This window comes from Shimia sp. (assembly GCF_039969785.1).
Taxonomy (GTDB): domain Bacteria; phylum Pseudomonadota; class Alphaproteobacteria; order Rhodobacterales; family Rhodobacteraceae; genus Shimia.
In genome coordinates, this window is record NZ_JBDVNC010000030.1 from 1 (window position 1) to 23298 (window position 23298).

General features: G+C 52.2%; 19 protein-coding genes. 8 read left to right on the forward strand and 11 right to left on the reverse strand.

Annotated features, from left to right (window positions below):
* Positions 1-5 precede the first annotated feature (5 nt).
* From ABJI08_RS13645 to ABJI08_RS13655, 3 genes are all read left to right on the forward strand, one after another.
* Positions 6-1088 carry an ABC transporter permease gene (locus tag ABJI08_RS13645; RefSeq protein ID WP_348402424.1) on the forward strand — a complete coding sequence of 361 codons (1083 nt, stop codon included), beginning with the start codon at positions 6-8 and terminating at the stop codon, positions 1086-1088.
* Positions 1089-1104: 16 nt separating this feature from the next.
* Positions 1105-1887 (forward strand): ATP-binding cassette domain-containing protein, encoded by a 783-nt coding sequence (locus ABJI08_RS13650; RefSeq protein WP_348402401.1) that lies wholly within the window; start codon positions 1105-1107, stop codon positions 1885-1887.
* A 441-nt stretch (positions 1888-2328) separates the two neighbouring features.
* Complete coding sequence (locus tag ABJI08_RS13655; RefSeq protein ID WP_348402402.1) at positions 2329-3324, forward strand: LacI family DNA-binding transcriptional regulator; 996 nt, start codon at positions 2329-2331, stop codon at positions 3322-3324.
* A 51-nt stretch (positions 3325-3375) separates the two neighbouring features.
* Here ABJI08_RS13655 and ABJI08_RS13660 read toward each other — a convergent pair whose 3' ends face one another.
* Genes ABJI08_RS13660 through ABJI08_RS13670 form a run of 3 tightly spaced genes read right to left on the reverse strand, consistent with a single transcriptional unit; the run spans position 3376 to position 6592 of the window.
* The gene (locus ABJI08_RS13660) at positions 3376-4533 is read right to left on the reverse strand and encodes a Gfo/Idh/MocA family oxidoreductase (protein WP_348402403.1); all 1158 of its coding nucleotides are present in this window, start codon (positions 4531-4533) and stop codon (positions 3376-3378) included.
* A 54-nt stretch (positions 4534-4587) separates the two neighbouring features.
* A complete protein-coding gene (locus ABJI08_RS13665) occupies positions 4588-5478 on the reverse strand; it encodes a TIM barrel protein (RefSeq protein WP_348402404.1) in 891 nt (296 codons plus the stop codon).
* A gap of 10 nt (positions 5479-5488) precedes the next feature.
* Positions 5489-6592, reverse strand: a complete 1104-nt coding sequence (locus ABJI08_RS13670) for a Gfo/Idh/MocA family oxidoreductase (protein ID WP_348402405.1) — start codon at positions 6590-6592, stop codon at positions 5489-5491.
* 115 nt (positions 6593-6707) lie between these two features.
* Between ABJI08_RS13670 and iolD the strand changes: the two genes are divergently transcribed.
* Genes iolD through ABJI08_RS13685 form a run of 3 tightly spaced genes read left to right on the forward strand, consistent with a single transcriptional unit; the run spans position 6708 to position 10410 of the window.
* Positions 6708-8579 carry a 3D-(3,5/4)-trihydroxycyclohexane-1,2-dione acylhydrolase (decyclizing) gene (gene iolD, locus ABJI08_RS13675; protein WP_348402406.1) on the forward strand — a complete coding sequence of 624 codons (1872 nt, stop codon included), beginning with the start codon at positions 6708-6710 and terminating at the stop codon, positions 8577-8579.
* Complete coding sequence (gene iolC / locus ABJI08_RS13680) at positions 8579-9577, forward strand: 5-dehydro-2-deoxygluconokinase (protein ID WP_348402407.1); 999 nt, start codon at positions 8579-8581, stop codon at positions 9575-9577. Before iolD ends, iolC begins: the two co-directional genes overlap by 1 nt.
* Positions 9568-10410: a 5-deoxy-glucuronate isomerase gene (locus ABJI08_RS13685; RefSeq protein WP_348402408.1), complete on the forward strand. Its 843-nt coding sequence runs from the start codon at positions 9568-9570 to the stop codon at positions 10408-10410. Before iolC ends, ABJI08_RS13685 begins: the two co-directional genes overlap by 10 nt.
* Before the next feature lie 503 nt (positions 10411-10913).
* Here ABJI08_RS13685 and ABJI08_RS13690 read toward each other — a convergent pair.
* Together ABJI08_RS13690 and ABJI08_RS13695 are read right to left on the reverse strand one after the other, a co-directional pair.
* Positions 10914-11699: an ATP-binding cassette domain-containing protein gene (locus ABJI08_RS13690; RefSeq protein WP_348402409.1), complete on the reverse strand. Its 786-nt coding sequence runs from the start codon at positions 11697-11699 to the stop codon at positions 10914-10916.
* A gap of 12 nt (positions 11700-11711) precedes the next feature.
* Positions 11712-12926: a sugar ABC transporter permease gene (locus tag ABJI08_RS13695; protein ID WP_348402410.1), complete on the reverse strand. Its 1215-nt coding sequence runs from the start codon at positions 12924-12926 to the stop codon at positions 11712-11714.
* A 229-nt stretch (positions 12927-13155) separates the two neighbouring features.
* Here ABJI08_RS13695 and ABJI08_RS13700 point away from each other — a divergent pair, with 229 nt between their 5' ends.
* Positions 13156-14187 (forward strand): substrate-binding domain-containing protein, encoded by a 1032-nt coding sequence (locus tag ABJI08_RS13700; RefSeq protein ID WP_348402411.1) that lies wholly within the window; start codon positions 13156-13158, stop codon positions 14185-14187.
* A gap of 147 nt (positions 14188-14334) precedes the next feature.
* On the opposite strand, the gene ABJI08_RS13705 is transcribed toward ABJI08_RS13700, so the two are convergent.
* The 4 genes from ABJI08_RS13705 to ABJI08_RS13720 form a co-directional block, all read right to left on the reverse strand.
* Positions 14335-15522 carry a phytanoyl-CoA dioxygenase family protein gene (locus ABJI08_RS13705; RefSeq protein WP_348402412.1) on the reverse strand — a complete coding sequence of 396 codons (1188 nt, stop codon included), beginning with the start codon at positions 15520-15522 and terminating at the stop codon, positions 14335-14337.
* 87 nt (positions 15523-15609) lie between these two features.
* Positions 15610-16803 (reverse strand): phytanoyl-CoA dioxygenase family protein, encoded by a 1194-nt coding sequence (locus ABJI08_RS13710; protein WP_348402413.1) that lies wholly within the window; start codon positions 16801-16803, stop codon positions 15610-15612.
* Positions 16804-16941: 138 nt separating this feature from the next.
* Positions 16942-18618: a sugar ABC transporter substrate-binding protein gene (locus ABJI08_RS13715; protein WP_348402414.1), complete on the reverse strand. Its 1677-nt coding sequence runs from the start codon at positions 18616-18618 to the stop codon at positions 16942-16944.
* Positions 18619-18654: 36 nt separating this feature from the next.
* Positions 18655-18873 carry a hypothetical protein gene (locus ABJI08_RS13720; RefSeq protein WP_348402415.1) on the reverse strand — a complete coding sequence of 73 codons (219 nt, stop codon included), beginning with the start codon at positions 18871-18873 and terminating at the stop codon, positions 18655-18657.
* Positions 18874-19393: 520 nt separating this feature from the next.
* On the opposite strand from ABJI08_RS13720, the gene ABJI08_RS13725 reads away from it, so the two are divergent.
* The gene (locus ABJI08_RS13725; protein ID WP_348402416.1) at positions 19394-20581 is read left to right on the forward strand and encodes a Gfo/Idh/MocA family oxidoreductase; all 1188 of its coding nucleotides are present in this window, start codon (positions 19394-19396) and stop codon (positions 20579-20581) included.
* A 33-nt stretch (positions 20582-20614) separates the two neighbouring features.
* Here the strand turns inward: ABJI08_RS13725 and ABJI08_RS13730 are convergent, their stop codons facing one another.
* Together ABJI08_RS13730 and ABJI08_RS13735 are read right to left on the reverse strand one after the other, a co-directional pair.
* Positions 20615-21106, reverse strand: coding sequence for a VOC family protein (locus tag ABJI08_RS13730; RefSeq protein WP_348402417.1), 492 nt, complete (start codon positions 21104-21106; stop codon positions 20615-20617).
* A 1187-nt stretch (positions 21107-22293) separates the two neighbouring features.
* Complete coding sequence (locus ABJI08_RS13735) at positions 22294-23190, reverse strand: LysR substrate-binding domain-containing protein (RefSeq protein ID WP_348402418.1); 897 nt, start codon at positions 23188-23190, stop codon at positions 22294-22296.
* Between the last annotated feature and the right edge of the window lie 108 nt (positions 23191-23298).

Below are 23298 nucleotides of genomic sequence, written 5' to 3' on the forward strand. Positions count from 1 at the left end.
TGAACATGGCGGACAATAGCCACGGCATCGGCGGTCTTACTTTTGACAAGAGTAAGAGAGCTTGGCCGAACGAACTAAATATTCTTATGGCGCTGATAATTATCATTGTCATTTTTGAAATCCTGGGCCAAATCCTGCCCTATATGAGAGGTCAGAGCTTTCTCTTTGACAGTAAAGATCGATTTGACGGCATGTTCGGCTTGTTCAATGTCGCCCGAATACAGATCATCATCCTGCAGGTTGCCATCATCGGTATCATCGCGCTTGGCGTGACACAGGTCATCATTACGGCGGGCATCGACCTGAGTTCGGGCCCCTTGGTGGCCGCGACAGCTATGGTTGCGATGAGCTTTGGACAGACCGAACTGGTTAACGGAAATCCAAATCCAAAGGCGCTATTCGGGCCTTGGGCGATGGATTTACCGGTGATTATACCTATTATTGCCGGTTTGGCATTCGGCGCCTTTATCGGTGCTATAAACGGAACGTTCATCGCATTTTTGCGCATTCCGCCGTTCATCGCGACGCTGGGTATGTTCCTTGTATGCCGCGGAATCGCTCTGTGGTGGTCGAGTGGTAACCCGATTTCCTTCCCAACAGACTCTTATGCCTTTATCGGGTCTGGCATGATGCCGGTTGTCTGGTTCATACTTTTGGCGATCGTCTTCCACATCATCATGACGCGCACCCTTTATGGCAAGCACACCTATGCTATCGGCTCGAATGAAGACGCCGCACGCATGTCGGGTATCAACGTCAAGCGCCACAAAATCATGGTTTACATGATTGCTTCAACACTGGCCGCGTTTGCAGGGATCGTCCTGAGCTCCAAAGCATCGACCGCTCAAGCCGGTATGGGCGAGTTTTACGAACTCTTCGCGATTGCCATGGCCGTGATTGGCGGCATCAGCTTGACCGGTGGCCGTGGTTCAATCATTGGCACCGTTCTTGGTGCCATGGTGCTTGGCGTCATTCGATCCGGCTTTACCTTCATTAAGCTGGACGGGTCTTATCAGCTGATGGCGATGGGCAGCATTATTATCGCTGCGGTGGTTCTGGACCAGTATAGACAACGAAACCGAGCTTGATCAGGAGTATAAGAAAATGAGCGATATCATTCTCGAAACCAAAGGCCTGACCAAGCACTATGGTGGTGTTCATGCCTTGAACGACGCGAACGTGGTTCTTCGCAAGGGCGAACACATCGCCGTCATGGGCGACAACGGTGCTGGCAAATCCACATTTGTTCGCCAGATCACCGGTGTTGAGCAAAAGACCAGCGGGCAAATTATCTTCGACGGCAACGAAGTTAATTTCGCGGGTCCGCTCGATGCGCGTGAAGCCGGTATTGAAACTGTGTTCCAAACACTCGCATTGGCGGATGAACTGAACGTTCCGGACAACTTGTTCCTGGGCCGCGAAATCACCAAATACGATTGGTTGGGACCGTTCCGTTTCCTCGACTATAAAGCCATGCGTGACAAGACGATGGCCGGTTTGGAAAAGACGGCGGTGAAAATTCCGAACATCAAAAACTCAATCCGCAATATGTCGGGTGGTCAACGTCAGTGTGTCGCGATTGCCAGAACGGCAACGTTCCACTCAAAGCTGACGATCATGGACGAACCGACAGCGGCGCTTGGGGTTCAGGAAACCGCTCAGGTGGAAAACATCATCCGTACCCTGAAAGAAGGCGGCGAGCCGATGATCCTGGTCAGCCACAACATGCGGCAGGTGTTCGATCTTATGGATCGGATCATCGTGTTCCGTCGTGGCCGGATCTGCGCCGATCTGGACATCAAGACTGGTGATTACACCGGTGAAGATGTCGTGTCCTATATCACTGGCGCTAAGACGCAGCCTCAGTTTGAAGACAGCGCAGCCTGATCGGGTTCGTTGATATACCTTCCTGCCTGCGCCGCGATTATTTGCGGCGCAGGCTACTCTATCAGTGTTTGCCAGGCTGACATCTTGACAGTACCTGACGTCGATCGCATCGAACTGGTCAATATCTCGATCATCGCGTCAATTCATTGAAACCAAATTGCCTCAGTTGCCCATCATTTTGTTAAAGCAGCAGAAGCACCGAGAGGTGGCGTAGTCCCACGATATCCTATTCAGAAGCACGAGAAATTCGGCGTGATGAAGGGATAGCCGGATGAACCAATCTGCGCTGATGGATTGCAACAGAACGAAGTCGAATAGAGGAAGTCGAAAACTACAAGTTCGTGAAAGGTGGCTTGCACCCGGTTGCAAAAAAACGGACCGTCAGAAACAACTAAAAACCATATTTCATTGGTCTTTTAGAATCCAGAATTGAGGAAAGTTGTGAATGTAACACTGAAAGATGTTGCCGCCCGAGCAGGTGTCTCGCGATCTGCGGTGTCTCGCACATTTACAGATGGAGCTTCAGTTTCCCGAAAGATGCGACGAAAGGTTGAAAAGGCCGCCAGTGATCTTGGATATAGCCCCAACTTTCTTGCTCGCAGCCTAACCACCCGGCGCACGAAACTGATCGGTTTGGTCGCGGATAATTATCACAATCCTGTATTTTTAAAAGTATTCGATCTCTTTACGCGCGGTCTTCAGGACCGCGATTTACGTCCTTTGTTGGTAAATTTGTCCGATGAAACCGACCCCCTTAAATCTGTTCAGATGCTAAAACAGTATTCAGTTGATGGCGTAGTTGTCGCATCGTCCACTTTGTCCACCGACTTTGCGCACGCTTTTCGCGATGCCGGCGTCCCAGTTCTGCATGCCTTTGGGCGCAATGTTGGAACGACTCAGCTTCACGTCGTCGGAATCGACAATGTCGAATGCGGCAGAATGGCCGCACGTGAATTTTTGGCACGGGGATATACCAATGTAGGTTTCTTGGGGGGGCCGCCGATGGCCACTTCGACAAAAGATCGCGCGTCAGGTTTCTTGAACGAACTGTCAGATCATCCAAAAATTTCTGTCAGTAACGCGTATGCAGATGCGTACTCATTTAACGCGGGTCGAGAGACCATGAGGAAAATTCTAAATACATCACCAGCCCAAGCCTATTTCTGTGGTGACGATGTCATCGCTATTGGCGCTATGAGCGCAATCAGGGATGCGGGCTTGTCGATACCAGGTGATATGGGTCTAATCGGCTTGAACGACATGGAAATGGCCGGGTGGGCCAATATCAATCTAACTACGATCCACCAACCAATTCGAGAAATGGTGGAATCCTCAATCGAACTAATGGTGTCAATCCTTGACGATCCGGATCGCTACCCAGAGGTCCGCATGTTTCCATGTACCGTAGTTGAACGTGGAACGCTTAAACCGAGATAGCGCAGGACCGGCGACGCTCACGCGCCGCCGGTCCTTTTTTATCGGTTTACGTTAGCGGAACATTGGTGGGCGGGCATCAACCCACTTACCGTCCTCTTTTCCGCTTTCAGCGACAGCAAACACAGCCGCCATCGAGCGCAATCCATCTTCCGCGCGAGGGTACAGATCCGCAGCAGCATCCATCGGGCGTCCCTCTTTCCGGGCTCTGATAGCCTCAGCAAGATCAGTATAGATGTTTGCAAATGCCAAAGGCATACCTTCAGCGTGTCCAATAGCGACACGAGTAGTACGGTCGGCTTCAGGAGACAGATTTCCCTCACCACGTTCGATTGTCTGCAAACGGCCATTCAAGGGCATGTAATAAAGCTGATTTGGCTGCTCTTGTGACCAACGCAATCCGCCGTTTTCACCAAACACCTGAATAGTCAAACCATGCTGACGTCCAATGGCCACAGATGAAGTCCAAAGCCGACCCACAGCGCCACCATCCATCCGGAAATTGACCATCGCGTCATCTTCCAGCACACGGCTGGAGATGCACGACACTGTGTCGGCCGAAAGGTTTTGAACTTCTTGCCCCACAACAAACGACGCAAGGTGCATCGCGTGGATGCCACAATCGGCGAACTGTGCCGATACGCCTGCCTGTGCAGGGTCATACCGCCACCGAACACGAGGATTGTCCGCATCAGCAGCATCGGCGTGGTGCCCGTGAGCGAATTCAGCCTTGACCAGACGGATTGCACCAAGATCGCCGCGCGCCACCATAGCCTTCATGTGACGTACCAGCGAATATCCAGAATAACCGTAATTCACCGCACAAAGCGCACCTGTGGATTGGCAGATCTTTACGATCTCTTCGCCTTCTTCAACGGTCATCGTCATCGGCTTTTCGCACAACACGTTGAAACCAGCCTCGAGAAAAGCCTTGGTGATTTCAAAATGTGTCGAGTTAGGCGTAGCGACCGTTACCAGATCAACGCGATCTTCGCGGGCTTTCTCGCCAGCCAGCATTTCACGCCAGTCCCCATAGGAACGATCCGCCGCCAGCCCCAGACGCTGACCATATTCACGACCTTCTTCAGGGCGGTGATCCAGCGCGCCAGCGGTAAATTCAAACAGACCATCGAGCCCGGACCCAAGACGGTGGGCTGGACCAATCTGGCTGCCTTCGCCGCCACCAATCATGCCCCATTTTAGTTTTGTCATCATCATCTCCATACGATGAAACCGTCCCGAGTGCCTCTCAGGACGGTAAATTTTTTAGAATCCAATGCTTTGCAGGTATTCGCGATTCAAGCGCGCATCGCCAAGCGGGTTGGGGTCCAACAGAGGGTCACAGTCTTGTTCAACCGTGCACCAACCTTCGAAATTGCTGTCCAACAACAACTGACGCACCGCAGGCAAATCAACTTCACCGTCCGCCAGGTTACAGAAAATACCGTTGCCACACGCGTCGTAGAAACCTGTGCGGTTGGCAATCGTATCTGCCTTAACCTTGGCATCCGTCGTTTTGAAATGCACATAGGTGATCCGGTCCATGTGGCGTTTCATGAACGCAACCGGGTCAAAGCCAGCATAGGTGCAATGGCCAGTATCGATGCACAGTTTCAGCGTGTCAGCGTCCACTTCCGACAGAATGCGCTCGACCTCAGGTTCGAAATCCATAAAGCCACCCGCATGTGGATGCAGCTCGGGGATAAGACCGTATTCTTCGGCACCCAGTTTCGCGACGGTCACGATGCGATCGCGATAGGCTTCCCACTCAGCTTTATCCATTTGCTCGGCCTCAGACGCACGGCCAGCAGTCGGCGCGCGGCGTGGAGAGATGCTGTCAATCAGAACAAAGTGCTTTGCACCATGCGCTTTAAGCGCTTTGCAGGTACGCACTGCGCCGTCCAGGACGTCGTCCCATGCATCCGGATCATGGAATGGGCGAAAAACAACGCCCCCGATGAGTTCCAGATCATTTTCTGCAAGGCTGTCCGCCAGCTGGGCAGGGTCTTCGGGCATGAACCCGACAGGACCCAATTCGATACCCTTGTAACCCGCCTCAGCACATTCTTTCAGAACGGTCTGCCACGTGGGATTTCGGGCGTCATCAGCAAATTCAACACCCCATGAGCAGGGTGCGTTTCCAATACGAATGGTCATTTTTGTCTCCTCAGACCTGCGCAACCGGGGTCCAATTCCCGGATTGCGACGATGTCAAAACGGCGTCAACTACTTCAGCCACGGCAAGCCCGTCACGAAATGTGGGCCAAACGGGCTCACCTGTTTCAATGGCGGTCAGGAAGTCCTTGGCCTCGATGATAATTGTGTCCTGATAGCCTGTCCCATGTCCGGGACCCTGGCAAAAAGGTTCATAGTCCGGATGGTATGGACCGGTTAGAATTTTGCGGAACCCGCGTGATGCTTCGGGGCCTTCAGCCTGATACAACCAAATCGCATTCTGGTCTTCCTGATCGAACCGGATAGATCCTTTGGTACCATGAATCTCATAAGCATAACCCATCTTGCGACCAGTCGCGACCCGGCTGGAATAAATGTGCCCCATGACACCGCTTGCAAATCGGCACATGATTTGAGCGTGATCGTCGTTGGTAACTTTGCCACCTGGCCGTTCACTATGAACGGTTTCAATCTCTGCGCAAACCTTCTCAATGGGTCCCAGCAGCGCCAATGCAGCGTTAATGGGATGAGGCGCCAAATCGCCCATATTCCCATTGGCCACGTTGTCGCAACGCCAACTGAATGGCTCCTCTGGATTGGCCAGAAAATCTTCTGTGTGCTCTCCACGGAACCATGTGACTCGACCAATCACGCCGTCACTCAGCAGTTTACGAACAAACTGACTGGCGGGGGTTCTGATATAGTTGAAGCCGATCATATTGACGACGCCAGAGGCTTCGGCCGCTTCGACCATCGCGCGCGATTCGTCCACTGTGTCGGCCAAAGGCTTTTCGCACAAGACCGGTTTGCCTAGCGCAAAGGCCGCTTCAGCGATTGCACGGTGTGTCGATTGTGGCGACGCGATAACAATGGCCTCGATCTTAGGATCATTAACCAAGACCCGCCAGTCATCAGTACTACGAGCGAACCCATAGGCCTTTCTGTATCTTTCAGCACTTTCCGGATTTGTAGCGCATACCATTTCAAGAGATGGGCGAAGCTTTGTATTAAAGATGGCACCCACGCTGGACATGGCAACGGCATGCGCCTTGCCCATATATCCACCGCCAATGATACCTATTCCTAAAGTCGACATATCCGAAACCTCGCAGAAAATTTGTTGCAACCGGTTGCAAACGTTGTATCGTTGGATTCGAAAACGCGCAAGCTGCAATCGAACGACAACAGTAATTCTCGAGAGGTCCGCCCAAATGAGTCTGGAAAACAAAACGATCCGACTGACAACGGCGCAAGCTATTATTCGTTGGCTCTCTTGCCAGTATATTGAGATTGAAGGGCAGGAGTTGCGGGTATGTGGCGGGGGCTTTGGAATCTTCGGACACGGGAACGTAACCTGCCTTGGTGAAGCACTGAATACGGTACATGAGGAACTGCCCCTGTATCGCGGACAAAACGAACAAAGCATGGGATTCGCGGCGGCCGGATATTCCAAACAATGGTTGCGTCGACGCTTTATGTTCTGCACAGCCAGCGCTGGTCCGGGAACCTCGAACCTGTTGACATCAGCCGCTTTGGCTCATGCCAACCGCCTGCCAATGCTGCTTCTGTGCGGGGATGCCTATGTGACCCGCCTGCCCGATCCTGTTTTGCAGCAAATGGAAAACTACGGGGATCCGACGTTTGGGGTGAACGACGCCTTTAAACCGGTTGTGCGTTACTGGGACCGCATCACACATCCCGCTCAAATCATTCAGTCCCTGCCGAATGCGCTTGCGACAATGTTGGATCCTGCGGACTGTGGTCCCGCCTTTATCGGTTTGCCACAGGATGTTCAGGGATGGGCCTATGACTATCCGGCCGCAATGTTCGAAAAGAAAGTTCACCGTATTCGTCGCCAAAGTCCGGATATTCATGAAATTGTTGATGCGGCAGCCCTTTTAAAAACGGCTGAAAGACCCATGATCATCGCCGGGGGTGGTGTCCAGTATTCAGGTGCTGTTGCTGAACTGACGGCTTTCGCCGAAGAGCACCAGATCCCGGTCGTTGAAACCATCGCCGGGCGCGCCAACATGGTTGCGACTCATCCGCTCAATATCGGGCCAATTGGTGTCACCGGATCAAACTCGGCCAACGCGATTGCGGAACAGGCCGACGTCATCATCGCGATTGGCACTAGGTTGCAAGACTTTACGACAGGCTCGTGGACCGCATTCTCGAAACAAGCCAAATTTATTTCGATAAATGCCGCGCGCCATGACGCGGGCAAACATATGTCGCTTCCAGTTGTGGGAGATGCCAAGCTGTCCGTGAAACAACTTGGCGACGCGGTTCAGGGGTACTCCGGCCCGACCTCATGGGTAGATGAGGCTAAGGATCATCGTGCCAAATGGGACGCCTACGTCGCCGAAAACGTATTGCCGGGCAACCGACCAAACTCCTATGCCATGGCCATCGGAATGGTGAATGAGTTGTGTGACAAGCGGGACCGCGTGATTGCTGCAGCCGGCGGACTGCCTGCCGAAGTAACTGCCAATTGGCGAACACAAGATATTGGAACCGTCGATGTAGAGTTCGGCTTTTCCTGTATGGGGTATGAAATCGCCGGCGCATGGGGCGCGCGGATCGCTCAGGCACAGCAAGAGCCTGATCAGGATACAATCGTTTTTGTTGGCGACGGCTCTTACATGATGCTGAATTCTGACATCTATTCGTCGGTCCTTAGTCAGAAAAAACTGATCATCCTTGTTCTGAACAACGGTGGATTCGCCGTGATCAACAAACTTCAAAACAACACAGGCAATGACAGCTTTAATAATCTTCTGGCAGACTGTCCGACAATACCGGAACCCTTCTCAGTTGATTTTGAATCCAACGCACGGTCGCAAGGGGCTATCGCTGAAACCGTGTCAAACCCGGCCGAACTGGGCGAAGCTTTCAAGCGTGCCAAAGCATCCGACAAAACCCATGTAATTTGTATGAATGTGGATCCCTACATCGGCTGGACCACCGAGGGACACACTTGGTGGGAATGCGGCACGCCGCACATCACAGATAATGAAAATGTGCGTGCGGCTCATGTCGATTGGGAATCGTCGCGATCCAAGCAAAGGCAGGGCGTCTGATGGTTCTCGAAGGTATCGCAAAAAAGAGCTTCATCGTAGTGGGGCGCGTTGGAATGGACCTGACGCCATCTCCGGCGAACACGCGCACCAAAGATTCGGACACCATGATGGTGGCAATGGGTGGGTCGTCGGCAAATATTGCCGCTGGCCTGTGTAAACTTGGCTGCAAGGCAAGCCTTGTTACATCAGTTTCAGATGATGCAGTTGGGTGGTTTTGCCTGCAGCAACTGGACGATTATGGCGTCGGTCGGAACCATGTTAAAAAGATTACAGGTGAATACCGCACGTCTCTGGCAGTCTACGAAACACGTATCGATGACCATCAATCCGTGATCTACCGCAACAATGCGGCGGATTTTCAGATGAATGTCGCAGATGTCGAAGCGGTGGATTACACACAATTTGGTGCACTGATTACAGCCGGGACAGTTTTTGCAGCAGAGCCATCGCGGACTGCTGCGTTTCGTGCATTTGAACTGGCCCGAAAAGCCGGAATACCCATCATCTTTGATGTGGATTATCGACCTTATAGCTGGCCGTCCGCCGAAGTTGCCGCAGAAGTATTGTCACGGGCAGGCGCCCTGTCCGACATTATTGTTGGCAATGACGAAGAATTCGGATTTATGGCCGGTGATATCAATAAAGGGATGGAACACGCCCGGAAGCTGGCTCAAACCAATGCCGAAATCGTTGTATATAAAATGGGCCCCGAAGGTGCCATTACGTTCACAGGCGATCAGACCATTCGTTCCGGGATATATCCGGTGACTGCCGTCAAACCAACCGGAGCTGGAGACAGCTTTATGGCAGGGTTTATTTCGTCTCTGGCCGATGGTCGCGCAATGCCCGAATCCATTCTGCGCGGTTCTGCCTGTGCGTCCATCGTTGTAGCCAAGCCAGGTTGCGCCCCCGCAATGCCTAACTCGGCCGAGCTTGAGGACTTCTTGTCTTCGCACCCCGGCCCCACTCAAAACCAACAGGAGCCGACATGCACATAGCCCCATTCGACAACCAGAACAAAGCGATCGTAGACGCAGAGAACCCTACCGTTCCTCTGAACTACTTTAACATCGTAAAGCTGAAAAAAGGCGAATCGTTCGAATATCAGGTGCCGGGTTATGAAACCTGCGTTGTGCCCGCCACCGGGACAGTTGATGTCGACATAGAAGGTGTGGCTTTCGAGGCGGTGGGAAATCGTACAGTCGATGTCTGGGACGGCGAACCCGAAGGTGTATATGTTCCGGTTGGGGCAAAAGTGACCCTGGATTGCCAATCAGACTCTGCAGAAGTTTTTGTCGCGGGCGCAAAATACGACAAGGTTTTGGATCCGTTCGATGTGCGCGCCGATGGAATTGATTTTGTTCAGTATGGGTCTGACGACACCAAAACACATCGTAAAATCAAACACATCCTTGGCCAGAAACAACATGACAAAGTCGGCCGCCTTTTGGTGAGCGAGCTATATACCGTCGGTGCAGGCGGCTGGTCCGGATTCCCGAGCCACAAACATGACACAGACCGCGTCCCGGTTGAGACCCGGCACGATGAAACCTATAATTTCCGCTTCAAGCCCAACCACGGCTCAGGTCTGCAGATGCTTCAGCGGGTCGATAACGAACCCGGAGATGCGTATCATATTGTGGATGGTTCCACGATCTGCATCGACAATGGATATCACCCATGCGCAGCTCTGCCAGGGTATGAGATGTACTATTTCACCATTCTCGGCGGGTTGAGCCAGCGGTCACTTAAGCAGTTTTTCCAACCGACCCACGAGTACCAGATCGAGACGATTCCTGGCATCAAGGACATGGTTGCAAAATTTAAGTAGGTTTTCCTGCTGAAAACTGACGTAAAATTTATTGCTAGTCAGATAAAGAGGCGCCCAACCGGCCCGGCATTTCTATTTGAAATCTCCGGCAAGGGCGCCTCAAGCTACTCTTGTTCTGCAATCCTACGCTAATGTGCGATTGACGTTTCTCTGAGCCATGTATGCCTTTGCTTCCGACACATTAAACGGCTGCGCCAAGGTGCAGGTTTACGAAACGGCCTGCCTACGTTCACAACCTCACAGAAACAGGCCATGATACCGATAATACCGGCTATTGCCCGCAGTCCGTCACACGGCCTGATTTGTTGAGCAACCGTCGACAATTTTTATTGGAAACACAGCAAACATGCAGAACATTGCTGATGAGGGCAGCATCAGCCCTGCAGGCCAAATGACTTCGCCAAACGACTAGTTTGTTATCGGCATGAAATCACTCTGCCTTTTCGGATAACCCTTCCTTCCGTTCCCAATGACCGATTGTCCGTGGCTTCAATCCGATAACGCTATGCATCCGCCTCAGAGGTGATGCCCGGTGCGTAACTGCCATCTGGCAGTTTCCCCAAGATGATCATTTGCAGGACTTCGTCTTTATTGGTGTCCGCAACGTTACCTGTCCAGACATGACGACCGTTCTTCATGACAGACACCCGATCGGACAGATCAAACACATCGTGCAGGTCATGGCTGATCATGATAATGCCGATCCCCTCATTCTTTAGGTTCTTGATCAATTCAGCTACCATCTGGGTTTCATGCGGCCCCAGTGCAGCGGTTGGCTCGTCCATAATGATAATGCGCGCGTTGAATTGAAGGGTACGCGCAATCGCTACCGACTGACGCTGGCCGCCAGATAGGTTAGAAACCGGGTCGTGGAACTTCACAAAGGCCGGATTCAACCGCTTCATCACATTGATCGCAGCATGCTCCATAGCAGCCTCGTCCAGCGCGCCGAACTTAGTCAGGATTTCGCGGCCAAAGAAGATATTCGCAGGAGTCGGCAGATTGTCAGCCAAAGCCAACGTCTGATAGATCGTCTCGATACCTGCAGCCTTTGCATCGCGCGGCGTTTCGAAATGCACCCGCTCTCCCGCTATCGATATTTCGCCTTCATCCTTTGGATAGGCGCCCGACAGCATTTTGATCAGAGTCGATTTACCGGCTCCATTGTGGCCAAGAAGTCCAAGGACTTCGCCGGGATAAAGTTGCAGGTCCATCCCATCAACGGCGCGAATGCCGCCAAAATTTTTGTGGATGTTTTTCATCTCAACAAGCGGTGTTTGATTGCTCATAGTCCTGCTCCCTTACCGGCTTTTCTTCTGATAATAGACGTCAAACCAGACAGCGAAAATCAGCACACCTGCCATAATCATCTGCTGCGGTGCACTTTGAACCCCGATCAAAACCATGCCGTTTTGCAGGCTCTGCATTAGAACGGCGCCTATCAACGCTCCGACAATTGTGCCCACGCCTCCGGCCAGCGACGTACCGCCAATGACCGCCGCGGCGATGACCTGAAGTTCTAGCAGCTGACCAATGGTAAGCGGTGCCGCGTTGAGGCGCGCTGTCGAAATCATCGCTCCGATAGCGGTAAGTACACCGATAATGGCAAAACTCATCACAGTGATTTTAAGAGTGCTGACGCCCGCAAGTTCCGCCGCCTCTGGGTTACCCCCGTAGCCGTAAATATAGCGGCCGAAACGGGTCATCGTTGCAACATACATCATGACACAAGCACAAATGATCATAATCAGAACCGGGACTGGAATACCGCGTCCCTCCTCCGAGCGGGGGAAGTTATACGCGTTCATTGTACTGACAAAGAGTGCAATCAATCCCGCCCAAACGGCCAGCATTAGAATCTCTAGACCTAGGGACTTCGTTGGAAATCCGAGTCTGGCGCGACTGCGCCTTTTCCAGATGACAAACATACTGAGCATCAAGAAGGCCACGATGCCGACGATCCAACTCCATGTCTCACCGATCGAGCCTCCGCCCAAAACGCTATAGGTAGAATCCAGCGGTGTCACGGTACGGCCTTGCGTGAACAACCAACCTGCTCCCCGCCAGAACATCAAGCCGCCAAGTGTAACCACAAAAGCGGGAATGGCGAATTTCGCGACGATAAAGCCCTGCGCGCCACCCAATACAGCCCCGGCGATCAACATGACGATAATCGAAATCCACCAGCTATGCGTGCCTTCAAAAGTGAGCAATTCAGTTTGAACGAACCCACCCATGATTCCCAGAAACGCCAAGAGTGAACCCACAGATAGATCAATGTTGCGTGAGACGATAATCAACACCATGCCGGTCGCAATCAGCGCCGTTACACTGGTTTGAACAGATAGGTTCCATAAATTGCGTGGTGACAAAAAGATCCCGTCTGACGCGTAGTAGAAAAAGATCCAGATCATCAAAAGTGCGCCGATCATCGACAACAAACGTGGATCTAACTCCAACGCGCTGCTGATGTTTCGCACTTTGTCTGAAAACTTAGCAGACTCTTTTTGGGCCACGCTCGATCCTCCCCTTAACCAATGTCCAGCTAGAAATTATAATTTCCGTTGCTGTTCATTTTGTTTCATTCTGCACGCAAGTTCGAGCACCGCAAACGGCCTGAAATCTCTCATGCGGGTTTCAAAATTCATTGATGAAATTATTGCAAGCGGTTGCATTCTATGTCAACCTTCCCTTATCCGAATTGTCGGGCTCAACCTGAAGTCGGTGGAAAACAGGGAGGAAATCATGAACATACTCAAATCAACCATGATCGTAGCGCTCGCGTCAAGCTTGGGCGCAGGTGCGGCGATTGCAGAAACGATTGTGGGCGTTAGCTGGTACAAGTTTGCAGATGAGCGTTGGAAAATCGATGAAGCAGGCATAAAAAGTGTCGTTGAAGCGGCCGGGGCCAAATACATTTCTGCCGACGCAAACTTTTCGGCCGAAAAATCCGTCGCGGACATCGAAAACCTTATTACTCGGGGCGCAGATGTTCTGATCATCATGTCCGGAGTTGGCGATTCTATTGGTCCTGTTGTGACACGCGCGCTGGCCGAAGATGTTCCAGTTGTCGCCTATGATCAGCTAATTCCTGTACCTGGGACATTCTACGTTTCTTTCGACGCGCGTTCGGTAGGCAATGAGCTGGCCGCAGGCATGTTGGAAGTTGCCCCCGAAGGCAATTACGCGATCATCAAAGGCGACGATGGTGACCCCAATACGCACCAAATGTTTGGAGCATATACGGCTTCCATGCAGTCCAGCTATGACTCTGGCGCGATCAAAGTTATCGGTGAGCAGTTTGTTGACAGCTGGCGCCCAGAAACAGCCAAAGACACCATCGAACAAATCCTGACCGCTAACGACAATAACGTGGACGCGGTTATGGTGATGAATGACGGCATGGCCAGCGGTGTTTCCAAAGCTCTTGAAGAGCAGGGTCTGAATATTCCGATCTCAGGTCAGGATGGTGCACCCGGCGCATTGAACCGGATCGCACGTGGTCAGCAAACCTTTACCATCTGGAAGAATGCCTATGGGTTGGGTGAAATGGCCGCGACCGTTGCACTGCAACTTGCCGAAGGTAAAGCAGGCTCAGACGTTGACGGCGCTGGCAAATTCCAGGTACCCGACGGCGGTCCGGAACTGGACGCAATCCTGTTGCCAGTTGACCGGATTGATGCATCGAACCTGGAAAAAACTGTTGATGTAGGTTGGGCTTCTGTAGAGCGCATCTGCGCTGGTGTTACCGACAACGCACCTGCTGTTTGCCAATAATCACGGCGCTTGAGCTTCCATAAAATTGGTAAGGCCCCGCATTTGAGCGGGGCCTTTTTTGTAAGAATGCTAGAAATAATTTCCTTCGTTTCTAACCATCGCGAATTCGAAACCGTGACTCCTTCTGACACGCCGCTTCGGCTTATCCTAGTGTGATCGTTTACGATCCTGTTGCTCCTGCAATGCTTCGTGGAACTCCTCTGCGCTCCAGTCGCTATCCAGCGCACGATGCATGAGCTCTTGCTGGCTTTCGGGCGCCATGCCCGACAGCGGTGAATCCAAGTCCAGATTGGCAGGGAAGGGATAGCCTTCGGCACAGGCTGCGACAATGCAAGCGATGTCGCCCGATCCAATTTTACCATCATCGACCAACTGCTTGAGAACCGGATATAGCGCCGCACTCATACGTGTCCGGTCGACGATCTCAATCGAGCGCCCATACCCGGACCCGATTTGCATCAAATTCACGATACGGTCGATGTTGCTGGTCTTGTTCTCTCCGGCCGCATGGAAAACCGCCGGGTTAAAGAACAGCGTGTCACCCTTGTTCAACGGCAACTGTGCATGATTATCCTCAAAATATGCGCGGAACTCTGGCATTTGGGCCGCAAAATATCCGGGCAAATATGTCTGCGAATAAGGCAGTAGCTTGGTCGGACCAGACTCCAGCGGCATGTCACAGTGGGCGATACCGCCTTGTAGTGTAAGCATCGGAGACAAGCCGTGAGCGCGTGCGGGATAGTGTGCCAGCGCGTCGGTGGATTGAAAACCCATATGGTAGTCACGGTGACAGTCTTGGGCCTTGCCGCCCGGTCGTACCACGTTCACCTGTGTCGTGATCTGATAAAGCGGACCAAGCCACGCCTTGGCAATCATCGCAATCAGCGGGTTGGCATTATACCGGGCGAAAAGCGACGACGACGCCATGCATAGTTTCTCATGGGCATTCCAAATTCGACTGTTGGCCCCGGCAGCAGCAAAATGGTCACCTGCGCCAGCGTTGCCTTCGCGTTCGTCCTCGATGATTGCGCTCAGAACGTCGGTGACGTCGTCGATCAGGTCCAGGTCCTCATAGGTATTTTGGATTACGACGATCCCGGGGCCGGTCGCCAACACGTCGTTCCACTCTGCCATATAAGCATTGGCTTGGGCTTCGTTAGAGTACGCTTCACGTACAGTTTTGCCGTCATAGATTGGTATATTCTGAAGGACATCTGCGGCCATCGGCACAGAGTCGCGGGATGTTGTGATTTCGACCTGCGCGCGGAAGTCGTCGATCGAACAGGTCGCAGTATTCATCCAAACGGGCGACTGGCGTTGTGTTTCTTTGTTCATTTGTCTGGTCTCTGTTTTTGGAGTTAATCCTGCGCCATCCGAAGATGGCAGCAGGAAAATTAGGTCTTCGGCATTGGCGCGGCGACGTTAAAGTCGCGCCAAATATTCTCGCGCAGCCTTTTCGCCCATCGCGTCCAGCTGCTTTTGTTTGAATGCTTCCCGCTTCTTTCGGCGCGGGTCCATACAGCCTGCACCAACGACCTCCTCGCCTTTGTCACAAACGACTAGACGTGAGATACGTTGAGCGTGCGGAGAGAGTTTTTCCCACTGCTCAAAAGGCATTGATCGCATGATACCTTCGCTTCGAAACCATGGCGCATAATATTCGACGTTCGGCATGGCTCGTACGTCTCTGGACAGGTTCGGAGTGCCCCCATGCCACGCGCGAATATCCCGGAAAACGGCCGTTCCCGCAGGTGCCGGGCAAACCGTCGACAACTTCATCCAATCCGGTTCGTCTGCCATATTGGGGATCGGCGCACGGGATCTCTGCGTACCCGGAATCTGACGGATAGGGCCATTTTCATAGGTCAGATCGATCATCGGGAAGTTTATCGTTAGCACCGGGACGGGCAAATCGCGCATGGTCACATTGCCGTAGGGGTCAGGGACTTCTGACCACATATTGTCCGAGTGCAGACCCTGATATTCGATGGCGCCGGGCATAGCGATATCACCACCCGCACCGCCGACCACATAATCCGCTGACCCAAAAATTTCGGTCAAGATAGGCGTGGTTGTAGGCAGATCAATCAACTCACACCATTCGTCCACGTGAAGCATGTGACGCGACGCCGATCCACCACCGAAAGAATAGCGATGAGGCAATCCGCCCGCCCCGCCACCAGCCGAGCAGTCGCGGTCATCTTCCATCAGTTGGGCCACAGCTTTATGTGCCGCAGCCCGCATGCGCGACAAGAGATCCGGCGAGAGCACATCACGCACGGCGACAAAACCGTCACGGTGAAAGAGTTCGGCAGCGCGTTTGACATCTGTTGGCGCGACCAGTTCCAAACCTTTAATCCCATTGTTCTTGCGCAGATGCTCTCGCAGGCCAACAACGCCAGGGTCGTCATACGATCGAGTCCAATTGGCACAGGTCGGGTCGCCGGACACCAGATTCAAATGCTCCGGAGTGGTCTCGATTTCGATGTCACCCATTTCAGTAGACAAACCGTCGGGGTTGTCATTGTTCTCAATCGTCTTGGGTCGGTTGATGAAGCCGTTAGGTGGAACCTCAGCGTTCCATCCGGCATTTTTGAGAAGATCGGCGTCTTTCATGGAATTACCTTTTCTTTGGTGATGTCTGAGTGGAAGCGCTTGCAAAATCACCTCATCAGTTAACCAATTCCATAGCGAAATGTGATTTGCCTCAAGTCAGAATAAGTTCATTTTGAATATTTTTTCATCGGCGAAAGATCAAATCGCTTCGGCACGTTGCTGCGAGCGGCACAGGGCCTCCTCGACGCTCTGTTTCCCGCGCAGCATTTGATGAATTTCTTCACCCAAGATCGACACAACTGTGGAATAGCTGGCCACCGGAGGTCGCGGCCATAACCGAATTTGGCCCCGCCTAGACATACGGTCCACCTCTTCAATCATAGGTGACAATTGCCGTACATCGGGGTCGGCCGCGACACTGATCCGCGGGGTCACATATCCGCCGTGCTGCGCGAGCAATTTGACGACCTCTGGAGATGACATCCATTCTATCGCGTTCCATGCAGTTTTCAGACGATCCGATGCGATGTTCGCTGGTATCCCAAACGCAAAGCCCCCTATCGGAGCGACATTGGCCCGAACCCTCTCTTCACCTTCGATTGGCCCAGAAGGGTGCGGTAGAAACCCAAGATCACCGGCGGACGCGAAACCACTTAACTGTGCTGCTCGACTTGCCCATTCATAGGCCATGGCAACCCGCCCTTCCCGCAACAGACTGACCTGCCCCTCCCAGCTCAGCGTCAATGTTTCCGGCGCCGAGACTTCAAGCAATTCCAGCATGAAACGCCCGGTTGCGTACCCGCGGTCGGTGTCAATCAATGGTTTCAACGGTCGGTGATCGGATGGGTTGGTCTTATATCCTCCGACCGAACGTTCCAGCTCAAACACCGGTTGCCCGAAATCAGCTAAAAACTGGACAAAAGCCTGTCCAACAGGGGCTCCATGCGCACCAGTCCAAGACACTCCATATTGACCCGACGCGGGATTGTGTAGCACACGTGCACGGGTCAATAGCTCTGGCGTGGTGGCAGGTGGGGGCACGCCCAATTCAGAAAACAGGTCACGCCGATAAAACAGCAGCTGTGGGTTAATAAGAATGGGAATGGCATATTGCTTTTCGCCCACAATTGCGCTTCGCCACGCTGCCGAAACAAAGTCAGCGCTGTTGACATTGCTGTCAGCGGCGACGTCATCCAATGGGGCCAACACGCCACGCGACGCAAATTCCGCAATCATCGGCAGATCCACCGCAACGACGTCATATTTTGATTGGGGCCGCCCAGCGTTTTCCAACACCTCATCGCGCAGTCGGTCGATTGACGTTTCCGAAAACCGCACCTGTCCCCCCATCAAATAGCTCAACTCCCGCCGGAGCGGTTTGCCAATCGAATAGGCTGGGTCATTCAGCACGAGAATGTCCAACCCACCGCCAAACCCTAAACGGCTCCGCGCAATAGAAGGCGCGCCGATGAAATCCGAGTCCTCCTGATTTCTCCTGCTTTGCTTCGGAGCGGCTTTAACCGCAGAGCTCGCAACGATTGCCGCTCGCGTCGAGATCAAATAGGACGTCATTTTTGTGATCAGCTTTGGACTGGGATGCACCGAGAACGAACGCCCAGTTTTTGTCCGTGGGCGCAGGTCCAACAGTCCCAAGTCCTGCATTTCGCTGACGCGCCTTGTGGCCGTGGTATAGGGCACATTGGCGGATTGGGCGAGGCTGGTGGGCGTGGTCATTCGGCCCGTCAAATGCCTCTTCATAAGAAAGAGAGACATTTCCGTCACTGGATCATCGGTCGGCGCTTCAACCCAAAGGTTTTTTAAGTCGCGCATCCGCTCCAAAAGCGCAATCGTGTCCAGTAATTCTTGTTTTGTCATACGCGGAGCCTCTGCGATCCCAACTTTGCCAAAAGGTTACGGTGCGCAGGAATAGTCTGACAAGTTCGCGGTTTCTCTGAAGAACTTGTCAATCGGCACAGTTTTGTGCTCCGCCCGTGCGTCTGGTCCGGTGCTATCAGCAATATCTATACCCTTACCCGCCGCCTGCACCACAGCGCGCATCACTTCGGCAAGCTTAAGGAACGTGTCAGAGGCACACCTATCGCCGACTGCAGCTGCAGAAACTAAATACAAGTCACAGCGAAGGTCACGAAGAAAAGACTCGCCCAATTCCCTGAATAAATTGAACGATCCAAAACGGCAATTTTCACCCGGCACAATCAACCTAATACTCTCAATGTATGTCAGTGCTTTAGACACATGTTTATCATTTTGATAGCCGTTGGCCGAAAGCCCAATTCGGTGATTTCGCCAGCCAACAAATAGGCAATTGCGGCATCCATATCGACTAATTTAGATTGCTCTGGCTCAATGAGTTTCACGCTTCAGCGAAGATTTCTTTGCTTTAATTTCTAGATGGCAAGATTCACCTGTCAAAGAGTCATAAGTCGCACGAAATCGGATCGCGACACTACCACCCTGAGTGCGGCACTATAACTGCTTTGACGCCAACAATCGACAACGTGCCAGTAGGTCGAAACCGGTATGTAAGCATTTTTTTGGTGGTGTTTATCCAAATAGGATAGACAATTTCGCAAAGTATCGTCGAAATCTTCGGCTGTGGCAGCAATCAACTTTGAAACGGGAGAACCAGATGATCGAAGGATACACAACTCACAGAACACCAATCTTGAACCGTCGTTTGCGTCTTGGATTCGTCGGAGGAGGCCGCGGATTGGTTGGGCACTGGCATTCAGCAGGTGCGCGTTTGTCAAATCAGTGGAACATCGTTGCCGGAGCGCTGTCGTCAAATCCTGACGTTGCACAGAAGTCCGGACAGGAATGGGACTTACCCATTGACCGCATCTACAACAGCTATCAGGACATGGCGGAAACAGAGTCTCAGCGATCGGACGGCATCGATGCTGTCGCTATCTGCACACCAAATGACTCACACTTTCGCATTGCAAAAACGTTTCTGGAAAATGACATCCCGGTCATTCTCGACAAACCGATGACCAACACCGTGGCCGACGCGCAAGAGCTCGTAGAGCTCACCAAAGTTAAAAACGGATTTCTGACATTGACCTATCCATTTGTCTTCCACGCCATGGCCCGACATGCTCGGCATATGGTTCAGAACGGCGAACTTGGACGCATTCGTCAAGTCAATGTCGAGTATCTGCAAGAATGGGCGACCCTGCCTCCGGATCCAAATATTCAGGGCCGCAGTTGGCGAATGATGCCAGAACGCAGCGGGCGATCTTCGGTCGTTGCCGATATCGGTACACACGCCTACCATCTACTGCACTTTGTCACGGGACTTAAGGCGGATGAAATTCGGGCCGATTTTCATGTGTGCGGCGCGCCAAAGGATCTGGAAGACACAGCATATGTAAACCTTCGTCTCGAAGGAGGTGTGCCGGGTCTGCTTTGGGTCACGCAGGCAGCGCCAGGACAGTATTGTGGACTTCGAATCCGCGTATGGGGCGAAAAAGGCGGTATTTCCTGGGATCAGGAAAACCCAGAACGGTTGATCCATGCGCCCTTAAACGAACCAGAACGACACATTTTGCGCGGAAAAGACACAGGACTTTGCGCCGAAGCCGAACGGCTTGTTCATTTACCTCGCGGCCACCCCGAAGCTTTGCCAGATGCCTGGGCTAATCTTTACTCAGAAATTGCCATCGCGATATCCGCTCGGATTTCCGGCCAAATGCTACCATCGGACTTCATCTCAGTACCGACGCCGGCAGATGGTGCACATGGCGTTCAATTCGTGAATGCCTGTGCGGACAGTCATGAAGCTGGCGGCAGCTGGGTCTCTTTAGAAGATCTATAATCACCGATTACCCGAGCGAAAAGTTGTTTTTGGTTAGTCCTTATGTGCGACCATGGTTTCGTACATATGGGAGTGAATCTCGACAACATTGCCAAACGGATCTGCACAATAGCACATTCGATACTCAGTTTTTGGCAACCGCTCGGGCCAATAATCCGAAAGCCGCTGTCCCCCGGTTTCCACAATGCGCGCAGCAAGATCTTCCACATCGGGGTCAGTAACGCAAATATGGAAAAAGCCAGAGCGCCAGAATTCGACCATGTTGGGGCGATGTTCAAATGGCGGGTCTATTGGTTGAAACAACTCTAACCCAACGCCATTTGCAGTCCCCATGTGGGCGATGCGAAGATGCTTAATCGCCTTGCCAAGACAATCAACAACTTGAGCTCCCGATGGGGCATCAGGCTTGAGGTCATGCGGCCCAGAAATCAGATTAAATCCCATAACATCTTGGTACCATTCAATGGCAGCTTCAATGTCAGGGACAACGGCAGCGACATGATTGATTGCGACTGGTCTCGTCATTGGGAATTCCCTTCGTGTTTTCTGGTTCACGCGGACAAATTGTTCAATTTAACCGGGTCTTTGGCTTCATTCGAATTCACGTCGCCCTCAGACATCAGTAACGTCCACGCCGTCTTCCATTGCAGTTGATGATCTCGATCCGGGTTTGAGAGAATTGATAACCGCATCCCATTCGTTTGCATAAGACTTCATTTATTTCTCAGGGAAGAAATCCGCCGACGTTGCGCTCGTCACTCCTCTTTCTGGGGGCGTGACAACGCTATTCTCAAGCACGTTTACGGCCTGCAAAAGCCCTGTGACCCCAACATTTCGAGCCTTTTGTCACAACCATAACCCGCGCGTCGCGAATTCTTGATAACTGCTATCTGCCCTTTTGCGTTTATCATCGTATCGGCCGCTGTGTCGACATCGCCCAGCGCCCCGAATTCAGGCTCCATAATTGACGTTCCAACCGCGCCGATGGTTTGGGGCAGCTCTCCCTTATTGTTTAAGGCCGTGTCGAAATCGTGGGGCATTGTATCCCGATACAGGCCGCCAAAAGAACGCGCATATTCAATTGTCTGCGGCGCTGAGTCGAAAGACCAGATTGAAAGCATTTCCCTTTTCCAGATTGCACCATCCAAAAAACCTTTCTTGAACTTAGCAAAATGCCTGTCAAACCGACGATTGAATCCGATCATTACAAGACTGTCCCGCCGCGAATTGCAGATTGGTACTGGCATGCTCGTTTCAAATTCCGATCGACAGGCCCCTCGCACAACACAGCCTTCGCGGCTTTGGACGCCAATTCAATCAGGTCGGACGGCGTGGCGGTTAACGTTGCAATAACAACCTGTGTTAGCTGGTTATGTTTTGGTTGAGGGGGTGCGCCACCAGTGATGTCGAACAAGCATGCAATCCTGCGTTTAGGTCACGAGATTCACCTCAGTTTTTTATAGAACTGTGTCGCAAGCGGTCTAAAGCGAACTTTGGTGCACAATGCATTAAATGGCTGATATGGGCGCGATTCTACCGAAGCCGTAAGCCACACTGAGGGCGAGGAATGTCTCATTGCGGGCACTTACCACTTTAGCAATTTCATTGTGGACCACCCGGGAAAGGACACTTGTTGCCCTAACAGAATATCTACAACTTCCCCTACGCACCTTCGACGGTGGAAACGCGCAAAGAGGAGAGCCATTCGGGTTTCAGATTGTCAGATCGTTCAGGCTTTCCTTGAACTTCTCCATGAATTCGACGGCTATCATTGACGGGGCTTGGTGAATTGGGCGCACCAAGGACAGTTGATGCGGAATGATTGGCGCAAACGGCCTGAAACCTAATCGCCCCTCATACGTGCGCGCGTCAAGTTCGCTCACGATCGAAACACCGGCCCCCAACGACACCAACTCGCACGCACCCGTAAATTGTCGCGTTTCAGCAATTTGAGTGGGTGAGACAGAGTGTTCACGAAAAACTTCGTTAAGCGTATGAAAAAAGTAACTGTCACGACGCGTATGTATCAAGCGCTCGTCATTAAGGTCAGCTGGTGTGACTTCCGTTAGGTTCTCTAAGCGATGCCCAAGCGGAAAAATGCAGACGGTTCGAATGTCTATTTTTGTCCGTTCAATGGTTGGATGGCCTTCGAATGCATCGGTAATACCGCAGTCATATTGTTCGCCGATGATCCATTCCAAGATACGTTCTGGACGGTCCGGTTCAATTGTAATTGTTACATCGGGCCGATCTTTCAGAAAATCAGCGACTATCTTGGGCAAGTGACTAGTCGAAAACCCTGGAAGGCAAGCGACCCGAAGATGCCCTGCACGGCGCGCAGTCAGGTTGCTGCTGGTATCTTGAATGTGATCCATCAACTCAATTACGCGCGCAATATCAGGCAAAATGTAACGAGTCTCTTGTGATGGTACGAGTCTCCCATCCTTTCGGTCAAACAAGGAAAAGCCAAATGAATCGGTCAGATCGGCGATCACACGGCTAACAGCGGGTTGTGAAATCTCAAGGCTTTTCGCGGCGCGAGTCATACTTCCGTAATCGGCGACGAGCTTTAGAACCTTGAGCTGTCGAAGCTTGGGTGCGGACGTCATTGGCTTGTCTCCTCTTCAAGATAAGCATAACAGTTGGTTATATATTTATTCAATAGATGCAGTTGATTTATGTTTCTACTACGTTAGCCTGCCCACACTGATACCGAG

What these genes read in the sequence shown, in the direction of transcription:
- ABJI08_RS13645 (WP_348402424.1), top strand. Translation starts at nt 6, where the DNA reads ATGGCGGACAATAGCCACGGCATCGGCGGTCTTACTTTTGACAAGAGT.
- ABJI08_RS13665 (WP_348402404.1), bottom strand. Translation starts at nt 5,478, where the DNA reads ATGACCATTCGTATTGGAAACGCACCCTGCTCATGGGGTGTTGAATTT.
- ABJI08_RS13690 (WP_348402409.1), bottom strand. Translation starts at nt 11,699, where the DNA reads ATGAGCAATCAAACACCGCTTGTTGAGATGAAAAACATCCACAAAAAT.
- ABJI08_RS13725 (WP_348402416.1), top strand. Translation starts at nt 19,394, where the DNA reads ATGATCGAAGGATACACAACTCACAGAACACCAATCTTGAACCGTCGT.
- ABJI08_RS13685 (WP_348402408.1), top strand. Translation starts at nt 9,568, where the DNA reads ATGCACATAGCCCCATTCGACAACCAGAACAAAGCGATCGTAGACGCA.
- ABJI08_RS13700 (WP_348402411.1), top strand. Translation starts at nt 13,156, where the DNA reads ATGAACATACTCAAATCAACCATGATCGTAGCGCTCGCGTCAAGCTTG.
- ABJI08_RS13650 (WP_348402401.1), top strand. Translation starts at nt 1,105, where the DNA reads ATGAGCGATATCATTCTCGAAACCAAAGGCCTGACCAAGCACTATGGT.
- ABJI08_RS13715 (WP_348402414.1), bottom strand. Translation starts at nt 18,618, where the DNA reads ATGACAAAACAAGAATTACTGGACACGATTGCGCTTTTGGAGCGGATG.
- ABJI08_RS13705 (WP_348402412.1), bottom strand. Translation starts at nt 15,522, where the DNA reads ATGAACAAAGAAACACAACGCCAGTCGCCCGTTTGGATGAATACTGCG.
- ABJI08_RS13710 (WP_348402413.1), bottom strand. Translation starts at nt 16,803, where the DNA reads ATGAAAGACGCCGATCTTCTCAAAAATGCCGGATGGAACGCTGAGGTT.
- ABJI08_RS13735 (WP_348402418.1), bottom strand. Translation starts at nt 23,190, where the DNA reads ATGACGTCCGCACCCAAGCTTCGACAGCTCAAGGTTCTAAAGCTCGTC.
- ABJI08_RS13670 (WP_348402405.1), bottom strand. Translation starts at nt 6,592, where the DNA reads ATGTCGACTTTAGGAATAGGTATCATTGGCGGTGGATATATGGGCAAG.
- iolD (WP_348402406.1), top strand. Translation starts at nt 6,708, where the DNA reads ATGAGTCTGGAAAACAAAACGATCCGACTGACAACGGCGCAAGCTATT.
- ABJI08_RS13730 (WP_348402417.1), bottom strand. Translation starts at nt 21,106, where the DNA reads ATGACGAGACCAGTCGCAATCAATCATGTCGCTGCCGTTGTCCCTGAC.
- iolC (WP_348402407.1), top strand. Translation starts at nt 8,579, where the DNA reads ATGGTTCTCGAAGGTATCGCAAAAAAGAGCTTCATCGTAGTGGGGCGC.
- ABJI08_RS13660 (WP_348402403.1), bottom strand. Translation starts at nt 4,533, where the DNA reads ATGACAAAACTAAAATGGGGCATGATTGGTGGCGGCGAAGGCAGCCAG.